The sequence below is a fragment of the Bradyrhizobium sp. RP6 genome, assembly GCF_003837805.1.
Taxonomy (GTDB): domain Bacteria; phylum Pseudomonadota; class Alphaproteobacteria; order Rhizobiales; family Xanthobacteraceae; genus Bradyrhizobium.
This window is the reverse complement of the sequence record NZ_RQIT01000017.1, coordinates 84,052-101,247: the sequence shown is the minus strand read 5'-3', so window position 1 is coordinate 101,247 and position 17,196 is coordinate 84,052. Positions and strand designations below refer to the sequence as shown.

At 65.0% G+C, this 17,196-nt stretch carries 20 protein-coding genes and 1 pseudogene; 16 read left to right on the top strand and 5 right to left on the bottom strand.

Annotated features, from left to right (window positions below; all coding sequences use genetic code 11):
- The 7 genes from EHH60_RS26335 to EHH60_RS26305 all read left to right on the top strand — a co-directional run bounded on the left by EHH60_RS26335 (position 1) and on the right by EHH60_RS26305 (position 6,153).
- Entirely contained in the window at positions 1–324 is a 324-nt protein-coding gene (locus EHH60_RS26335) for an XdhC family protein (RefSeq protein WP_007602422.1), read from the top strand.
- A 2-nt stretch (positions 325–326) separates the two neighbouring features.
- Positions 327–1,028 (top strand): XdhC family protein, encoded by a 702-nt coding sequence (locus EHH60_RS26330; RefSeq protein ID WP_124162303.1) that lies wholly within the window; start codon positions 327–329, stop codon positions 1,026–1,028.
- Positions 1,025–2,629 carry an NTP transferase domain-containing protein gene (locus tag EHH60_RS26325; protein ID WP_124162302.1) on the top strand — a complete coding sequence of 535 codons (1,605 nt, stop codon included), beginning with the start codon at positions 1,025–1,027 and terminating at the stop codon, positions 2,627–2,629. The genes EHH60_RS26330 and EHH60_RS26325 overlap by 4 nt, the downstream gene beginning before the upstream one ends.
- A gap of 196 nt (positions 2,630–2,825) precedes the next feature.
- A complete protein-coding gene (locus EHH60_RS26320) occupies positions 2,826–3,215 on the top strand; it encodes a DUF4189 domain-containing protein (RefSeq protein WP_124162301.1) in 390 nt (129 codons plus the stop codon).
- Between the two features lie 65 nt (positions 3,216–3,280).
- Positions 3,281–3,691, top strand: coding sequence for a DUF2000 family protein (locus EHH60_RS26315; protein ID WP_124162300.1), 411 nt, complete (start codon positions 3,281–3,283; stop codon positions 3,689–3,691).
- A gap of 136 nt (positions 3,692–3,827) precedes the next feature.
- Positions 3,828–4,853: an alcohol dehydrogenase AdhP gene (gene adhP, locus EHH60_RS26310; protein ID WP_124162299.1), complete on the top strand. Its 1,026-nt coding sequence runs from the start codon at positions 3,828–3,830 to the stop codon at positions 4,851–4,853.
- 19 nt (positions 4,854–4,872) lie between these two features.
- Entirely contained in the window at positions 4,873–6,153 is a 1,281-nt protein-coding gene (locus EHH60_RS26305; RefSeq protein WP_124162298.1) for a family 4 glycosyl hydrolase, read from the top strand.
- A 32-nt stretch (positions 6,154–6,185) separates the two neighbouring features.
- Here EHH60_RS26305 and EHH60_RS26300 read toward each other — a convergent pair whose 3' ends face one another.
- From EHH60_RS26300 to EHH60_RS26290, 3 genes are read right to left on the bottom strand one after another with little or no spacing between them, the layout of a single operon-like run.
- Positions 6,186–6,593 carry a GFA family protein gene (locus EHH60_RS26300; RefSeq protein WP_124162297.1) on the bottom strand — a complete coding sequence of 136 codons (408 nt, stop codon included), beginning with the start codon at positions 6,591–6,593 and terminating at the stop codon, positions 6,186–6,188.
- A gap of 12 nt (positions 6,594–6,605) precedes the next feature.
- Positions 6,606–7,067, bottom strand: coding sequence for an SRPBCC family protein (locus EHH60_RS26295; protein ID WP_124162296.1), 462 nt, complete (start codon positions 7,065–7,067; stop codon positions 6,606–6,608).
- On the bottom strand, positions 7,064–7,399 hold the full coding sequence (locus EHH60_RS26290) for an ArsR/SmtB family transcription factor (protein ID WP_124162295.1): 336 nt from the start codon (positions 7,397–7,399) through the stop codon (positions 7,064–7,066). The genes EHH60_RS26295 and EHH60_RS26290 overlap by 4 nt, the downstream gene beginning before the upstream one ends.
- Positions 7,400–7,506: 107 nt before the next feature.
- Between EHH60_RS26290 and EHH60_RS26285 the strand changes: the two genes are divergently transcribed.
- The 6 genes and pseudogenes from EHH60_RS26285 to EHH60_RS26260 all read left to right on the top strand — a co-directional run bounded on the left by EHH60_RS26285 (position 7,507) and on the right by EHH60_RS26260 (position 13,557).
- The gene (locus tag EHH60_RS26285) at positions 7,507–8,199 is read left to right on the top strand and encodes a TetR/AcrR family transcriptional regulator (protein WP_124162294.1); all 693 of its coding nucleotides are present in this window, start codon (positions 7,507–7,509) and stop codon (positions 8,197–8,199) included.
- Positions 8,196–8,984, top strand: coding sequence for an HlyD family secretion protein (locus EHH60_RS26280; RefSeq protein WP_124162293.1), 789 nt, complete (start codon positions 8,196–8,198; stop codon positions 8,982–8,984). Before EHH60_RS26285 ends, EHH60_RS26280 begins: the two co-directional genes overlap by 4 nt.
- A complete protein-coding gene (locus EHH60_RS26275; protein WP_124162292.1) occupies positions 8,981–9,913 on the top strand; it encodes an ABC transporter ATP-binding protein in 933 nt (310 codons plus the stop codon). The genes EHH60_RS26280 and EHH60_RS26275 overlap by 4 nt, the downstream gene beginning before the upstream one ends.
- Positions 9,910–11,073: an ABC transporter permease gene (locus tag EHH60_RS26270; protein WP_124162291.1), complete on the top strand. Its 1,164-nt coding sequence runs from the start codon at positions 9,910–9,912 to the stop codon at positions 11,071–11,073. Before EHH60_RS26275 ends, EHH60_RS26270 begins: the two co-directional genes overlap by 4 nt.
- A 110-nt stretch (positions 11,074–11,183) precedes the next feature.
- Positions 11,184–12,491, top strand: coding sequence for an adenylate/guanylate cyclase domain-containing protein (locus EHH60_RS26265; protein WP_124162290.1), 1,308 nt, complete (start codon positions 11,184–11,186; stop codon positions 12,489–12,491).
- A gap of 151 nt (positions 12,492–12,642) precedes the next feature.
- Positions 12,643–13,557: pseudogene (locus tag EHH60_RS26260) on the top strand (PhzF family phenazine biosynthesis protein).
- A 115-nt stretch (positions 13,558–13,672) separates the two neighbouring features.
- Here the strand turns inward: EHH60_RS26260 and EHH60_RS26255 are convergent.
- Together EHH60_RS26255 and EHH60_RS26250 are read right to left on the bottom strand one after the other, a co-directional pair.
- The gene (locus EHH60_RS26255) at positions 13,673–14,134 is read right to left on the bottom strand and encodes a DUF488 domain-containing protein (RefSeq protein WP_124162289.1); all 462 of its coding nucleotides are present in this window, start codon (positions 14,132–14,134) and stop codon (positions 13,673–13,675) included.
- A gap of 9 nt (positions 14,135–14,143) precedes the next feature.
- Entirely contained in the window at positions 14,144–14,965 is an 822-nt protein-coding gene (locus EHH60_RS26250) for a DUF72 domain-containing protein (protein ID WP_199752026.1), read from the bottom strand.
- Positions 14,966–15,079: 114 nt separating this feature from the next.
- Between EHH60_RS26250 and EHH60_RS26245 the strand changes: the two genes are divergently transcribed.
- The 3 genes from EHH60_RS26245 to EHH60_RS26235 all read left to right on the top strand — a co-directional run bounded on the left by EHH60_RS26245 (position 15,080) and on the right by EHH60_RS26235 (position 17,195).
- Positions 15,080–15,445 (top strand): hypothetical protein, encoded by a 366-nt coding sequence (locus tag EHH60_RS26245; protein WP_124162287.1) that lies wholly within the window; start codon positions 15,080–15,082, stop codon positions 15,443–15,445.
- A gap of 158 nt (positions 15,446–15,603) precedes the next feature.
- Positions 15,604–15,807, top strand: a complete 204-nt coding sequence (locus tag EHH60_RS26240) for a hypothetical protein (RefSeq protein ID WP_124162286.1) — start codon at positions 15,604–15,606, stop codon at positions 15,805–15,807.
- A 254-nt stretch (positions 15,808–16,061) separates the two neighbouring features.
- Entirely contained in the window at positions 16,062–17,195 is a 1,134-nt protein-coding gene (locus EHH60_RS26235) for a glycosyltransferase family 2 protein (RefSeq protein WP_124162285.1), read from the top strand.
- Position 17,196: the final 1 nt, after the last annotated feature.

Below are 17,196 nucleotides of genomic sequence, written 5' to 3'. Positions count from 1 at the left end.
ATGCTCGATCGCGACGAGGATATCCTGAAGGCGGCGGAGGACTGGCAGAAGGCCGGTCGTGGCGTCGCGCTCGCCACCGTTGTGGAGACCTGGGGGTCGGCGCCGCGCCCGGCGGGCTCGAGCCTCGTCATCAATGACGAGGGCACCTTCCTCGGCTCGGTCTCCGGCGGCTGCGTCGAGGGCGCCGTGGTGACCGAGGCCATGGATGTGATCCAGAGCGGCAAACCGCGGATGCTGGAGTTCGGCGTGGCCGACGAGACCGCCTGGAATGTCGGGCTGTCCTGCGGCGGCACCATCCGCGTCTTCGTCGAGAAGGTCGGTTAGCCGTGAAGCTCGCAATCCTGCACGAACTCAATGCCGAGCGCGCCGCGCGCCGGCCGGTGATCCTGGTGACCGACACCGAGAGCGGCGAGCAGCGGCTGGTGAAGGCGAGGGATTTTGCCAAGGACCCCTTGCGCACCGAGCTGGAGAAGCAGCTCCGCATGGGCAAGAGCGCCAGTGTCGAGGTCGGCGGCAAGAAGCTGTTCCTCAACGTCTACGCGCCGACGGCAAAGCTCGTCATCGTCGGCGCCGTCCATATCAGCCAGGCGCTGGCGCCGCTGGCGCGCTCGCTCGGCTACGACGTGACTGTGGTCGATCCACGCACGGCCTTCGCAAGCCCCGAGCGCTTCCCGGACATTCCGCTGATTGCCGAATGGCCCGACACGGCGCTGCCGCCGCTCAACGTCGATGCCTACACCGCCTTCGTCGCGGTGACGCACGATCCGAAGATCGACGATCCCGCGCTGCTGCACGCCTTCGAGCGCAACTGCTTCTATATCGGCGCGCTCGGCTCGCGAAAGACCCATGCCAAGCGTGCCGACCGGTTGCGGGCGCAGGGCGCCAGGGAAAGCGACATCGCGCGCATCCACGCGCCCATTGGCCTTCCGATCGGCGCGGTCTCTCCTTCCGAGATCGCGGTGGCGATCATGGCCGAGATCACGGCCGCGCTTCGGCTGCCTCCAAAAGAAAAAGAAGAAGCGGCATGAAATTTGGACCCGCGAGCCCGAGGGATGCGATCGGCGGGGTGACCGTCCACACCCTGCGCCAGGGGCCGCTGGTTCTGAAGAAGGGCACGACGATCGGGCCTGCCGAGGTCGAGGCTCTGGAGCGCGCCGGCATCAAGGACATCGTCGTGGTGCGGATGGAGGCCGGCGACGTCTCCGAGGACGTCGCGGCCGCCAGCATCGCGCTCGCGATCGGCGGCGAGGGCATTCATGTCGAGCGCGCCTTCACTGGGCGTGCCAATTTGTTTGCCGCGCAGCCCGGCGTGCTGGTGATCGACCGCGCCGCGGTCGACCGCATCAACAACGTCGATGAGGCCATCACTTTCGCGACGCTGACCGCCTACAAGCCGGTAGTCGAGGGCGAGATGGTCGGCACCGTCAAGATCATCCCGTTCGGCGTCGAGGGCGTTTTGCGCGATGCGGCAGTGAAGGCCGCCGGCAAGGACGTCCTTAAGATCGCCCCTTACGTGATCAAGCGCGTCGGCGTCGTCTCGACGCTGCTGCCGGGCCTGTCCTCCAAGGTGATCGACAAGACGTTGCGCGTCACCGCCGAGCGGCTCGCGCCGGCCGGCGCCAGCGTCATTGCCGAGCGGCGTGTCCCGCATGAGGAGCAGGCGCTGTCGGCTGCGATCAAGGACTTGCTCGGCCTTGGCGCCGAACTCGTCATTGTGTTCGGCGCCTCTGCCATCGCCGATCGCCGCGACGTGATCCCCGCGGCGGTTACCGGCATCGGCGGCGAGATCGAGCATTTCGGCATGCCGGTCGATCCCGGCAATCTGCTGCTGATCGCCCGCGCGGGCGGCGTCCCGGTGCTGGGCGCGCCGGGTTGTGCGCGCTCGCCGGTCGAGAACGGTTTCGACTGGGTTTTGATGCGGCTCCTCGCCGGCATCAAGGTGACGCGGTCCGAGCTGATGGGCATGGGCGTCGGCGGTCTCCTGATGGAAATCGTGACGCGACCGCAGCCGCGCGCAAAGCCTGAGACGGAGGGCAACAGCCAGGTCGCGGCCATCGTGCTCGCGGCGGGCCGTTCGACCCGCATGGGCGGCCCGAACAAGCTGCTCGCCGAGCTCGACGGCAAGAAACTGGTCCGCCTTGCGACCGAGCAGGCGTTGGCCTCGAAGGCATCGGAGGTGATCGTCGTGACCGGCCATCAGGCCGAACTCGTCGAGCAGGCTCTGCAAGGCCTGAAAGTCAGGTTCGTCCGCAATCCGGATTTCGCCGGCGGCATCGCCAGCTCCGTCAAGGCGGGGATCGCGGCCGTGCCGGAAACCTGCGGCGGCGCCGTGGTGTGCCTCGGCGACATGCCGCTGATCGATGCCGGCCTGATCGACCGGCTCATCGATAGTTTCGCGCCCGACCGCGGCAATCTCATCGTCGTGCCCGTCAGCGAGGGCCGCCGCGGCAATCCCGTGCTGTGGTCGCGCCGCTTCTTCAAGGAGCTGATGACGCTCGACGGCGACGTCGGCGCGCGCCATCTGATTGCAAAACATGCCGAAGCGGTGGCCGAAGTGCCCGTCGACGGCGAGAGCGCCTTCCTCGATATCGACACCCCGCAGGCGCTGGAAGCGGCAAGACGCGGATGAAGGCGTCGTGGGTGGATTGGCCGAAGGCGTGATCCACCACTGCATTTCTCTGCGGAAACAAACAGAGGTGGATTGCGCTGCGCTAGTCCAACCCTACGCCACTTCCCAAGCCCACCAATTTCAACCACCCGTTCACCATCTGGAAACGACCGCCGCTTAGAGTCGCCTCCACCTGCCTTGGGGGAGGGGTTTTTCCATGGCTTCGAACGTCGTCGCGCGCCGTTGCGCGATGTTTTTCTTTGCGCTGTCCGTCTGTGTCACCGGTGCTCGTTACATCACCGAAGCCCATGCCGCCGGGGCCTTTGCGGTCGGCAAGTGCGGCGCCTATGGCCAGGCGTATGATTACAGCGTCGAACACGAGGCGCGCGCCGCGGCGCAGAAGCAATGCAAGGGCGATTGCACCACTGTGACGATGAAGCGCGCCTGTGCCGCGATGTCGGTCGATATGACAAATCCCTGCGGCGCCTATGGCTATGCCGTCAAGCCGAAGATTTCCGCCTCGCTCAATGCCGCGACGCGTGAATGCTACAAATACGGCGGCAAGGAATGCGTGATCCGCGCCTGGGCCTGTGACGCCAAGGGGTGATTCCTTGTATTGTCATTCCGGGTTCGGTCCTTTGAACCGCCCCGGAATGACAGTCGAGGGAATACATGCAGTTCGATACCAAGATCGCCGTTGTGATTCGCACCGATCTTCAGGCCTGGCAGAAGCTGAACGTCGCGTCCTTTCTCACCAGCGGCATCGCCGCGGCATTTCCGGACTGCATCGGCGAAGCCTATGAAGACGCCTCGGGCACGAAATATCACGCGCTGATCGGCCAGCCGATCCTGATCTATGGCGCCGACGGTCCGGCGTTGTCGCGCGCGCTGGACCGCGCGCTGACGCGTAACGTTACGCCGGCCGTCTATACCGAGGACATGTTCAAAACCACGCACGATGCCGCCAACCGGGAGGCGGTGAGGGCGGTGGCGCGCAACGAGCTCAATCTCGTCGGCATCGCGATGCGCGCCGAGCGCAAGGTGATCGACAAGATCGTCGACGGTCTCAAGTTCCATAGCTGATGTCCACCTGCGAAGTCCTTTCACCGCGCTGTCATGACGGCGGCACGCTGCGCAACGATTGGGCGGTTTGACCCGGATCAAGTGCCAGCTGCGCGCGGCCGCTACTCTGCCATTCGCAATGCGAAGGAGCAGAGATATGCCGACCATGAAAGCCGCAATCGTCAAGCAATTCGGCAAGCCGCTGGTGATCGAGGAGGTGCCGGTGCCGCAGCCCGGTCCCGGCGAGGTCCTGGTCAAGGTCAAGGCCTGCGGCGTCTGCCATACCGATCTGCACGCCGCCTCCGGCGACTGGCCGGTAAAGCCGGTGCCGCCCTTCATCCCCGGCCACGAGGCCGCCGGCATCGTCGCCGCGCTCGGGCCCGGCGTGAAGAATCTCAAGGTCGGCGACGCCGTCGGCGTCGCCTGGCTGCATGACGCCTGCATGGCTTGCGAATATTGCGAGACCGGCTGGGAAACATTGTGCGAGCACCAGCACAATACCGGCTACAGCGTGAACGGCGGCTTTGCCGAATATGTCATCGCCTCGGCCGCCTTCACCGCGAAGCTGCCGGCGACGGTGGACTTTGCTGCCATCGCGCCGATCCTGTGCGCCGGCGTCACCACCTACAAGGGATTGAAGGAGACCGAGGCCAAGCCCGGTGAGTGGGTGGTGATCTCAGGCGTCGGCGGGCTCGGCCATGTCGCGATCCAGTATGCCAAGGCGATGGGGCTCAAGGTGGCCGCGGTCGACATTGCCGAGGACAAGCTCGCGCTTGCACGTGAGGCCGGCGCCGATCTCGCGGTCGATGCGCTCGCAGCCGGCGCTGTGGACAAGGTGCTGGCGGCGACCGGGGGCGGAGCCCACGGCGTGCTGGTGACCGCTGTCTCGACGGCCGCGTTCGCGCAGGCGCTGAAGATGGTGCGCCGCAAGGGCACCGTCAGCCTCGTCGGGCTGCCGCCGGGTGAATTCCCGACGCCGATCTTCGACGTCGTGCTCAAGCGCATCACGGTGCGCGGCTCCATCGTCGGCACAAGGCGCGACCTCGACGAGGCCATCGCGTTTGCCGCCGACGGGAAGGTGAAGGCCGAGGTGGCCAAGGTGCCGCTCGAGGAGATCAACCACGTCTTCGACCGGATGAGGGCCGGCAAGATCGAAGGCCGCATGGTGCTCGACTTCAGCTAGCCTCTGCAAGGAGCAGGGCATGGCCCGGCCAACGAAGATCGTCTTTCTCGGCGCCAGCAGCGCATCCTTTGGGATGAGCATGTTCCGGGACCTGTTCTCGACCCGCGATCTCGCCGGTTCAACATTGGTCCTGGTCGGACGAGACGTCGACCGGCTCGGCCGGTCGAGACGGCTCGCGAAATTGCTCAACGAGAGATCCGGCACCGGTTATGCCATCGAGGCCACGACGGATTGGCGCGCGGCGCTCGACGGGGCAGAGTTCGTCGTGCATTCCACTGCGATCGATCGCAATCGGCTGTGGCGGCTCGATTTCGAGATTCCGCGTAAGTTTGGCATCCATCATACGCTGGGTGAGAACGGCGGACCCGGCGGCTTGTTCTTCACGCTGCGCACCTTGCCGGTGGTCTTCGACTTCGTGCATGAGATGGAGCTCCGCTGCCCGCGCGCGACCTTCATCAACTTCTCCAATCCGGAAAGCCGCATCATCCTGGCGCTCGGGCGGTACAGCAGGATTCGCAGCGTCGGCCTTTGCCACGGAATATTCCTTGCGCGGGGCGATGTCGCCCGAATCCTGGGGATGCCGGAAAGCCGGGTGGATGTGTGGGCTGCAGGCCTCAATCACTTCCAATGCCTGACCGAAATCCGGGATCGCGAGACGGGCGAGGACCTCTATCCGCTGTTGCGTGAGAAGGAGCGGGATTTCGATCCCACCTTCTCACCCCTGACGCGCAGATTGTTGCATGCCTTCGGCTACTGGCTCGGCTGCGGCGACGGTCACGTTGGCGAGTATCTCTCGTTCGGCTGGGAGGCTGGCGAAGGCGGCTACAATTATGACTGGGACGAGACCGAACGCGCGAAACTGACGCGGCTGATCGATGACGTGCTCGCCGGTCGTGCCGATGTGCCGGACTGGTGGTCGGTGCCGTCGGGGGAACGCGCGATCAGCATCATCGCGGCCAGCGTTCATAACCGCAAGCAACTCGTCGAATCCGCCGTCGTCCACAATCGACAGGTGATCCCGAACCTGCCGGCCGATGCCGCGGTCGAGGTGCCGGTGGTGGTAGATGCCGCCGGCATCCATCCTGTCTCGCTCGGGCCGCTGCCCGATGGCGTGGCCAAGCTGATGACGATCCAGGTTCAGGTTCAGCAGATGGCGGTGGAGGCGGCGATGCATGCCTCGAAGGAAATGGCGCTGCAAGCGCTGCTGCTCGATCCTGTGATCCATTCCGAGCAGGCCGCGCGCGGCCTGCTCGAGGAGTTGTGGGAGATCAACCGACCCTACATCCGGCCATGCATCTGAGCGACCGAGCACCACCTCCAGCGCGCCGTGCGCTACGCGGGCGGCATGCCTGCAAATCTCGTCAGGTCAAGATGATCCCAGTTGTAACCGCGCGCGGCGAAAGTGACCGCCTGCGGCCTGTAGCGGGCGGGATCGTCGAGGCTTGCCGCCCGGATCGTGAAGACGTCGGGCTGTGCTGCGAAGGTCATGTAAACAGGCACGCCGCATTGTGTGCAGAAGCCGCGCGTCTTCACGTTGCCGCTGTCGGCGACCATGTCCCAATGCTTCGCTTCGCCGGTCAGGGTGACGCCGGCGCGCGCGAATGTCGCGTAGGAGCCGTGGCCGCTGCCGCTTTCCCGCTGGCAGTCCCGGCACTGGCAATGATTGCTGAACAGGGGCTCGCCGGAGATCGAATAGCGGATCGCGCCGCAGTCGCAGCCGCCGGTATAGGGTTTTTCCATCGTGATATCTCCTCACTCTTCGCCGCTGATCTCGTCGAGCTTGCGGACGACCTTCTTCCAGCCGCCGCTCATGACCGTGTAGGCCGACTCGTTCTTCGGCAGGACGAAGCCCGCATGGATCAGGCGGATCCGCGTGCCGGCTTCGACCGGGGTGAGGGACCACGTCACGACGGTGTCGAGCGGTGCACCATAGCCGGCGTTGCGCTCATCGCCGCCCTTCCAGGCGTAGACGAGGCGGCGGTTCGGGACGACCTCCAGAACCCGGCAATGGATCACGCCGTCCCAGTTACCGCCCGGGGTGGTCTGGAACGTGAAGCTCTTGCCTTCGACGGCCTCGAAGCCGGTCGGCTGCATCAGCCAGCGCGCGATCAACTGGGCGCTGGTCAGCGCCTTCCAGATGGTCTCGGGCGTGTGAGGGAAGACCTCGTCGATGACGATGTCTCTTGTTTCGGCTTTCGACGCGGCAGCACTCACGGATCGATCTCCTTCAAGAGGTCACGCAGGTTCTGGAAGCGCTCGCGCCAGAAGACGCCGTAATGATCCATCCAGGTCACCAGCGGCTCGAGTCCTTGCGGTGCGGCGCGGTAATAGACGTTGCGGCCCTCTGCGCGCTCGGCGACGAGGCCGGCCTGCTTGAGGGACTTCAGGTGTTGCGAAATCGCGCCCTGAGTGACCCCACTGCCGCGCGTCAGCTCGGCGACGCTAATCTCCTTGCTTTCGAACACGCGCTCGAACACGGCGCGCCGTGTCGGGTCGGCAAGGGCGCGCATCACGGTGGTGACGGGGTTTTGGGGGGCTTCAATCATACAATTCGATTAGCGTCAGCTAATGTATTAGTCAATGCTAATTCGTCTCGAGGAGAAGGCTATGTCATTGACTTGACTATGACTGACTAGTCAGTCATAGATTTCAAATGACTAGAAAGCCGACCAAAGCCGCCCTGCCATCAGCCATTCGCGCCGGCGCGAAGGACCCTGCTCGCAGCAAGGAGGAGGCGCCCGCCTCGAGCCGCGCTACACGCGCGGCGGAGCGGCGTGCGGCGATTGTGGAAGCGGCGATGGACGAATTCATCGCGCGCGGGTTTGCGGCGACGCGGCTCGATGACATTGCCAAGCGCGCGGGCGTCGCCAAGGGCACGATCTACCTGCACTTCAAGGACAAGGAATCGATGTTCGAGGAGCTGGTGCGCATCGTCATCGTGCCTGTCGTGGCGCGGCTGACTGCGCTGCCGCCGCCGGCGGGCTCGGTGCGCGACCTGATCGAGGCTTTCGCGAGCTCCTTCCTGAAGGAGGTGATCGGTACGAGGCGCGGCGATCTGGTGCGTCTGATCGTGGCGGAGGGGCCGCGCTTTCCTTCCGTCGCCGACTTCTACTACCGCGAGGTGGTCTCTCGCGGGATTGCTGCCATGCGCGCGCTGATCGAGCTCGGCATCGCCCGTGGCGAGATCCGCGAAAAGGATCTCGCTCGCTATCCGCAGATCCTGGTCGCGCCCGCGATGATTGCGGTGATCTGGCAGAGCCTGTTTGCGCGGCATGCGCCGCTCGATGCGCAAGAGATGCTGCGCGTCCATCTCGATTTGATTTTTGGCGAACGGAGGACGACATGATGTCGTCACAGGCAATTTTCAGTCTTGCATTGACGATCGCCCTCGCAACCGGGCTTGCCGGATGCACGGAGAAGCGCGATCCGGGCTTCCAGGGCTGGGTCGAGGCCGACATGATCTTCGTCAGCCCGGACGAAGCGGGGCGGGTCACCAAGCTCAACGTCCGCGAAGGCGACGAGGTCAAGGTCGGTGATGACCTCTATTCCGTCGACGACGACCTCCAGCGCGCCGATCTCAATCAGAACAAGGCGACACTGGCGAACGCGCAGCAGACCTATGACCGGGCGGCCTCGCTGAGCAAGACCGGCTCGGGCACCCAGGCCAATCTCGATGCCGCCGTGTCGGCCTTGCGTGTCGCGGAAGCGCGGGTGGCGACGTCGGAGACGCGGATGGCGCGGCGAAAGGGCTTCGCGCCCGTCGCCGGCACGATCCAGCAGATCTATTTTCGCGAGGGCGAGATGGTGGCGGCGCAGCGTCCGGTGCTGTCGATCATGCCGCCCGGCAACATGAAGCTGCGTTTCTTCGTGCCGGAGACCGAATTGCCGAAGCTCGCGATCGGCGACACGGTGCGCATCTCGTGCGACAATTGCGCGGCCGACCTCACCGCAAAGATCTACTTCATCGCGACCTCGGCCGAATACACCCCGCCCGTCATCTACAGCCTCGATGAGCGCAACAAGCTGGTCTATCTGATCCAGGCGCGGCCCTCTCGTCCCGATGCCTTGCGTGTGGGGCAGCCGATCGACGTGTATCTCAACCCGAAGACACCCGTGGCGGACAAGCGATGAACAGCGGCAACGGCATCGCAATCGACGTCAAGGGCCTGACCAAGTCGTTCGGCGGACGCGAGGTCGTCCACGATCTGTCGATGCAGGTGAAGCGCGGCTCGATCTACGGCTTCCTCGGACCCAATGGCTCGGGCAAGACCACGACCATCCGCATCCTCTGCGGGCTGCTCACGCCTGATAGCGGCGAGGGCACCTGCCTCGGCTACGACATCCGTCGCGATGCCGAGAAGATCAAGCGCCGGGTCGGCTACATGACCCAGCGCTTCAGCCTGTACCAGGACCTCTCGGTGCGGGAGAACCTCGAATTCGTCGCGCGGCTCTATGGCGTCACCGACGCGCGCGGCGCCGCGCGCGACATGATCAGGCGGCTCGGGCTCTCGGGGCGCGAGGAGCAGCTTGCGGGAGAGCTCTCCGGCGGCTGGAAGCAGCGGCTGGCGCTGGGGGCCTGCACGCTGCCCAATCCACAATTGTTGCTGCTGGACGAGCCGACCGCCGGCGTGGATCCCAAGGCGCGGCGCGATTTCTGGAACGAGATCCACGCGCTCGCCGCCGAAGGCCTCACGGTGCTGGTCTCGACCCATTACATGGACGAGGCCGAGCGGTGCCACGAGATCGCCTACATCGCCTACGGCTATCTGTTGGCGCACGGCACGGTGGAGGAGGTGATCGCGAAATCGGCGCTGACGACCTACACCGTCACCGGCGAGGGACTGAACGAGCTTGGGGCCGCGCTCTCGGGTAAGCCCGGGATCGACATGGTGGCGCCGTTCGGCACCTCACTGCATGTTTCCGGCCGCGATGTCGCGGCGCTCGAAGACAGCATCGCGCCCTGGCGCGAGAAGGGCGGAGTTAGCTGGCAGAAGTCGCAACCGTCGCTCGAAGACGTGTTCATCGAGCTGATGGGGCGCTCCAGGGACAATTTCCAATGAGCGCAGTCGACCATCCTGCACCACGGCGCGAGGTCGGCGAGCGCTTCGGCTTTCTGCGGCGCTCCTATGCGATGCTGGTCAAGGAGTTCATCCAGCTCAAGCGCGATCGCGTCTCGTTCGCGATGATCGTGATGTTGCCCGTGATGCAGCTGATGCTGTTCGGCTATGCCATCAACACCACGCCGCGTCATCTGCCGAGTGCCGTGCTGCTCCAGGAGGATTCCGATCTCGCCCGCTCGATCCTGAAGGCGCTGGAGAACACCGCCTATTTCCGCTTCCTCTATGAAGTGCACGATATCGACGAATTCGACAACCTGCTGAAATCCGGCAAGGTGCTGTTCGGCGTCGAGATCCCGCGCGGCTTCGAACGGGCGGTGCGGCGTGGCGACAGGCCGGCGCTGCTGGTCGCCGCCGACGCCACCGACCCGGTCGCGGCGAGTTCGGCGATCGGTTCGCTCGGCATGGTCGTGCAGACCGCGCTCAAGCACGATCTCTACATCGGCGATCCCCCGGAGATGCCGTTCGAGATCCGCGCGCACGCGCGCTACAATCCGGCAGCCAGCTCCAGCCTCAACATCGTGCCGGGGCTGGTCGGCACCATCCTGACCATGACCATGCTGATCTTCACCGCGCTGTCGGTCACGCGCGAGGTCGAGCGCGGCACAATGGAGAGTCTGCTGTCGATGCCGATCAAGCCGGTCGAGGTGATGCTCGGCAAGATCATCCCTTACGTTCTGGTCGGCTTCGTCCAGGCCTTCCTGATCATCAGCATCGGCGTCGGCCTGTTCGGCGTGCCCGTGCTCGGCAACCTCGTCCTGCTGGCGCTGCTCTCGACCCTATTCATCACCACCAATCTGTCAATCGGCTACACGATCTCGACCCTGGTGCAGAACCAGCTCCAGGCAATGCAGATGTCGATGATGTTCTTCCTGCCCAGCATCTTGCTCTCCGGCTTCATGTTCCCGTTCGCGGGCATGCCGGCATGGGCGCAATATCTCGGCGAGGGCCTGCCGCTGACCCATTATTTGCGCATCGTCCGAGCCATCATGCTGAAGGGCGCGACCATGCAGAACCTTCACTTCGATGCTCTGGCGTTGGCGGCCCTGATGCTGCTCGCCATGACAATCGCCGTGACGCGCTTTCGCCGCACCCTGGATTGAGGCAGACTGCCCTGTGACGTCATTCCGGGACGATGCGCCAGCGTCGAACCCGGAATCTCGCGATACCGGGTTCGCGGCTGCGCCGCGCCCCGGAATGACAAGGGGGTGGAATGGCCGGGTTTCCCAGCAGGAAGACACGGCAGCATGCCGTGCTCTCGAAGGATTTCGAGCGCGAGCTGACGCGGGAAGTGCTGCGCACCGAGCTATTGCGGGTGCGAGCGCTGATCCTGACGGGGTGCGTCATGATGCTGTTCCTCACTGCGATCTATTTGCTCGATCCCACTGTGGTGAACCGGGTCTGGCGCGGGACGGAAGGGATCATCCAGGTCTACGGCCTTCTCCTCGGCTTCATCCTGTTCGAGGTCTGGGTCCGCACCCAGATCAGGAAGAACCTCCGCCTCGATCGCGACCTGCCTGTGATCAGGCGCTATATCGGCGCGCTGATCGAAACCTCGCTGCCGACCGTCATCCTCATCCTGCAAATCCGGTCCATGGGCGCGAGCCAGGCTCTCGGTTTCGCAGTACCGCTCATGTACTTCATCTTCATCATCCTCTCGACTCTGCGGCTTGATTTCTGGCTTTCCTCATTCACGGGTTTCGTGGCTGCCGCCGGGCTTCTGGCGGCCGCGCTCTACTACAACATGACGAGCGAGACCGGGGAGCCCCTGATCTACTTCCACGCCGTGCGCAGCGTGGTCATCCTGATCTGCGGCGTGCTGGCGGGTGCCGTCGGCGCGCAATTGCGGCGGCAATTCGCCGCGAGTATTGCGGCAGCGACCGCGCGTGACCGCGTGACTAACCTGTTCGGACAGCATGTCTCCCCCCAGGTGGTGGAGCGGCTGATGGCCGCCGGAGCCGGCGCGGGCGGCGATCTCCGCCGTGTGGCGGTGATGTTCGTCGATTTCCGCGGCTTCACCGCCGGCGCGCAGTCGCGCACCCCGCAGGAAGTGGTCGATCGGCTCGACGGCGCCTTTGCGGTCCTGGTCGACATCCTCGACCGTCACGGCGGCATCGTGAACAAGTTTCTGGGCGACGGCTTTCTGGCGCTGTTCGGTGCGCCGCTGGAGGCCTCCGACGCTGCGCAGCGTGCGGTTGCCGCAGGCCGCGAGATGCTGAGCGCGATGGATCGCATCAACGCAGAGACGAGCTGGCCGCTTCGGATCGGCATCGGCATCCATTTCGGCGAGGTCGTCGCCGGCAATATCGGCTCGCCCCGGCGCAAGGAATACACCGTTATCGGCGATACCGTGAACTTCGCCTCGCGCCTTGAGGCACTGAACAAGGAGTTCGGCTCGCAGCTCCTGATCTCCGCATCCGTGCGCGAGGCGCTGGGCGACGACGGCAGCGACGCCGTCGCGCTCGGTGAAGTCGAGGTGCGCGGCTACGAGCGTCCGGTGGCGGTGTTTCAGCTGGGGTAGCGCGCATCATGCGTCGCCGCACGCAGGTCTCTTCCATCATCCGCGATTGCTCCGATTGCACTCAATTTTGGGGCATGACGAGCGACGTTTTCGGCTTGTAGAGTGCCGGCGAAGCGGCCGGTCGCGGCCGCGACTTGCATGAGAAGCGAAAATGCAGCGCCGCTACGTCACCGTCGACGTGTTCACCGACCGCGCCTTCGGCGGCAACCAGCTCGCCGTGGTGCTCGATGCCGGCGGGCTGACGACGCAGCAGATGCAGGCGATCGCCACCGAGTTCAACTAATCCGAGACGACCTTCGTGCTGCCGCCGCGCGACAGGGCCAACGACGCCGAGGTGCGCATCTTCACGCCGGTCCGGGAGCTTCCCTTCGCGGGCCATCCCAATGTCGGCACCGCCTTCGTGCTGGCGGGAATCGCGAATGAGCCGAAGCCGCGGCTGCTGTTCGAGGAGAAGGCCGGTCTGGTCCCGGTCGATATCGTGCGGGAGCAGGGCAGGGTGATCGGCGCCGAGCTCACCGCGCCGCAGCCTCTGGCGAGGCTTGCGCAGCTGTCCGCAGCCGACGTCGCCGCCTGCATGTCGCTGGCGGCGGATGACATCACGACCGATCATCACGCGCCGCAGGTCGTCGGCGTCGGAACGCCGTTCGTGGTAGCTGAGGTGCGATCGCGCGAGGCCGTGCGGCGCGCCAAGCCCGATGCCGCGGCATTCGGTCGGATGCTGCCGCGCGACGGCGCCTTCTCGGTCTACTTCTACACGCGCGATGTGCCGGCAGCGGAGGCGCCGTGCGAGCGTCAGGCGCGGATGTTCTTTCCCGGCGCAAGCGGCCTGATCGAAGATCCCGCCACCGGCAGTGCGACCGTTGCCGCCGCCGCGCTGTTCGCCGATCTCGATCCCATGCGCGACGGCGAATTGAAGCTCACCATCGGCCAGGGCTTTGACATGGGCCGTCCGAGCATGCTTCTCACCCGCGTGCGCAAGCAGGACGGCAAGATCGTCTCCGCCCATGTCGGCGGCAGTTGCGTGCAGATGATGGAAGGGACGTTTAGGTTGGCGGGGGAGGCTTAGCCCGTCATTCCGGGGCGCGCGTAGCGCGAACCCGGAATCTATCGGGCCGCAGTGTCGGTGGGTGCATGGATTCCGGGTTCGCGCCAAGAGGCGCGCCCCGGAATGACGGCGATGGCTACACCTGCCGTCCCGCCAAATTCTTCACCGCCACCCCGTCGCGCTCTTCGATGATCTCCGCAATCATCCGGCGGTGGCAGTGGGTGTGGTCGCGCTCGTAGCACAGCAGGCAGACGGGGCCGGCCTTCTTGACCAGTGACGAGAGCTCATCCATCGCTTCCCTGGCGTCTGACGTCTTCAGGTGCTTTGAGAAGATCTTCTCCAGCACGTCGTACTGCCCGCTGCGGGCGGCGAGGCGGCCCTCTTTCGGCGTGCCGAGCGCGGCGAGATGGACGTAGGCGATGCCGCGCTCGTCGAGGCCCGCCGAAAGCTGCTTCTTCGAAAAGCCCGGCCGGCGCGATGACGTCACCGCGCGCACGTCGACCACGAGCTTGACCCCGGATTCCTCCAGCTCGTCGAGCACGGCCTTGGGCGGCGTCTGCTCATAGCCGATGGTGAAGAGCTTCCTTGCCTTTGCCATGAACCATCCTCAGCTCACCCGCGCGATCAGCTCCATGGCGCCATGTGGCGCGCGCACCTTGCCCTCGTGGATGACATAGGCGAACACGTCGCGCGGCTCCTTCTTCGGCTTCGTCTTGTCAACCTTCGGCAGGTCGTCCGGTTCACCGCCCGAAGCCCAGTCCTGCAAGCGCTTGGCCCAGGCATCGAGCTGCTTCGGCGGATAGCAGGTCTTGATCTCGTCATTGCCCTTCTGGAGCCGCGCATAGACGAAATCGCCGGCGACATCAGCTATGGCCGGATATTTGCCGTGCTCGGCGAACACCACGGGCGTCTCGAACTCGCGGATCAGCGCGACGAAGTCCGGCGTGCAGAAGCTGTCATGGCGCACTTCCACGACATGGCGCAGCGCGCGCCCGTCGAGTTCGCGCGGCAACAGCTCCAGGAACTTGCCGAAATCGGCGCCGTCGAATTTCTTGGTCGGGGCGAACTGCCACAGCACCGGCCCGAGATGGTCGCCGAGTTCCAGCACGCCGGAATCATAGAACCGCTTGATGGAATCGCCGGCCTCGGCGAGCACGCGACGGTTGGTGGCGAAGCGCGGTCCCTTCACGGAGAACACGAAACCATCGGGAACTTCGCTCGCCCATTTGCGAAAGCTCTCCGGCTTCTGCGAGCCGTAATAGGTGCCGTTGATTTCGATCGAGGTCAGCTTCGAGGCGGCATAGGACAGCTCCTTCGCCTGCGCCAGCTTCTCCGGGTAGAACACGCCGCGCCAGGGCTCGAAGGTCCAGCCGCCGATGCCGATGAAGATGTTGCCGGATTTTTTTGACGCGGTTTTTGCTTTGGCCACGGAATTTCTCGCATCGACGGGGAGGGAGCCCATCCTAGTCAAACCAGTTGTGATTGGCCAGTTGGCTCGCCCCATCTAAGCTTGCGCCCGGACCCGCGAAAAAAGGAGAACAAGATGCGGATGCTGTCGGTGGGAGCCGCGCTCGTCATGATGACATCTGCTGCCATGGCCGATGATGACGACGCGAGAAGCGCGCAGAAGCTCGCCCAGCAGGGCCGCGACGATTACTGGCATTGCCTGGCGCGGGAATATTCGCGCGATTCCAATCAGGGCCTGTCTGAGCAGGATTTCGGCCGCTCGGTTGCGGGCGCCTGTCCGTCGGAGCGGCAATATTACCGGGTCGCGCTGCTCGACTATCTCACCACGCAGTATCCGAGCATCGATGCCGGCGCCCATCTCGCCACCGCGAACAGGGCGGTGGAGGCGGCGCAGAAGGACATCGTGATGGCCTTCGTCAAGCGCCGGCCGCCGGCGAAGTAGGGAATGGGGAGTGGCGAACGGCGAGTAGCGAGAAGGGCAGATGCCCGGGTTGTCTCATTCGCTACTCACCATTCGCGATTCGCCTCCTTCGGCAGCCCTTCCGGCCGCGCGCTCATCCATGGTATCACTCGCCGCATCTGGAGCAGGGATGGACTTGCATGTCGTCTGAGTCGATGGGGGGCATTCTGGGGGCGATCGTCGCAGCGATCGTGCTTGCGGTTGCCGTCGTGTTCGGGCCGATCGGACAGTACGGCAAGCCGCCCAAGCCGGCGAAGGTCGAGCCGGCCCCGGCTGCGGCCCCGGCCGCACCCGCTGCGCCTGCGCCACGCGGGCCGATAATCCGGGAAGTACCCAACCAATGAAGTACCCAACCAATAGGGCGCGAAAATGGGGTTTTCGCCCCTTGCGAAGCGCCTTTGCCGCCCCCATCTAGCTTTTAACGGCGACGTTGAGCGAAGAACTCCGTCGCTGGGACGACCTTGGAATAGCTCAGGCCTGCGCCGGATGTACGCGCGGTCCGCCGTTCCGGGGTCGTTGGCATTTTAGGGCCCTTTTCGGCCGTTCCCCAGAGACCCCGGCTTGGCAGCGCAGGACGCGGCGGATATACGCTGCCGTCATGAACGAAGCGATCAGACCCGGCGCCGACATCCCGCCGCAGGCTCAAGAGGGGCCGGAACTGTCGGTCATCGTCCCGACCTTCAACGAGCGTGACAACGTCACCGTGCTGTACCGGCGGCTGGAGGCGACGCTCGCCAACATCGCGTGGGAAGTCGTGTTCGTCGACGACAACTCGCCCGATGGCACCTGGGACGTCGTGCGCGCGCTGGCGCAGCGCGACAGCCGCGTGCGCTGTGTCCGCCGCATCGGCCGTCGCGGCCTGTCGGGCGCCTGCATCGAGGGCATCCTCGCCTCGAGTGCGCCCTATGTGGCCGTGATCGATGCCGACCTCCAGCACGACGAGACGCAACTGCCGAAGATGCTGCTGCTGCTCGCCAGCGATCAGGCCGACCTCGTGGTCGGCAGCCGCTACATCGAGGGCTACAAGAGCGAAGGCTTCAACAAGCAGCGCGCCGGCGCCAGTGCCCTCGCGACCGAGGTGGCCAAGAAGATGCTGCGGGTCGAGATCGCCGACCCCATGAGCGGCTTCTTCATGATCCGCCGCGATCGTTTCGAGCAGCTCGCGCCAAAGCTCTCCGTGCATGGCTTCAAGATCCTGCTCGACGTCGTCGCGAGCGCGCACGGCAGCTTGCGGGCGGTCGAGATCCCCTACACTTTCGGCGCCCGCCAACATGGCGAGAGCAAGCTCGATTCCATGGTCGCACTCGACTTTCTCGGACTCGTGCTGGCCAAGCTGACCAACGACATCGTCTCGCTGCGCTTCATCCTGTTCGCGATGGTCGGCGGCATCGGCCTCGTGGTGCACTTGACCACGCTGTTTATCGCGCTTCAGCTGTTCAAGGCGCCGTTCCCGGAGGCGCAGGCCGCCGGCGCCATCGTCGCCATGACCAGCAATTTCATCCTCAACAACTTCCTCACCTATCGCGACCAGCGGCTGAAGGGTTTTGCGCTGCTGCGCGGCCTCATCGCGTTCTACATCGTATGCAGCGTCGGCCTGCTCGCCAATGTCGGCGTCGCCTTCTCGGTGTACGACCAGGAGCCGATCTGGTGGCTGGCCGGCATGGCCGGCGCGCTGATGGGCGTGGTGTGGAACTACGCGATGTCCGGACTGTTCGTCTGGCGCAAGAAATAGC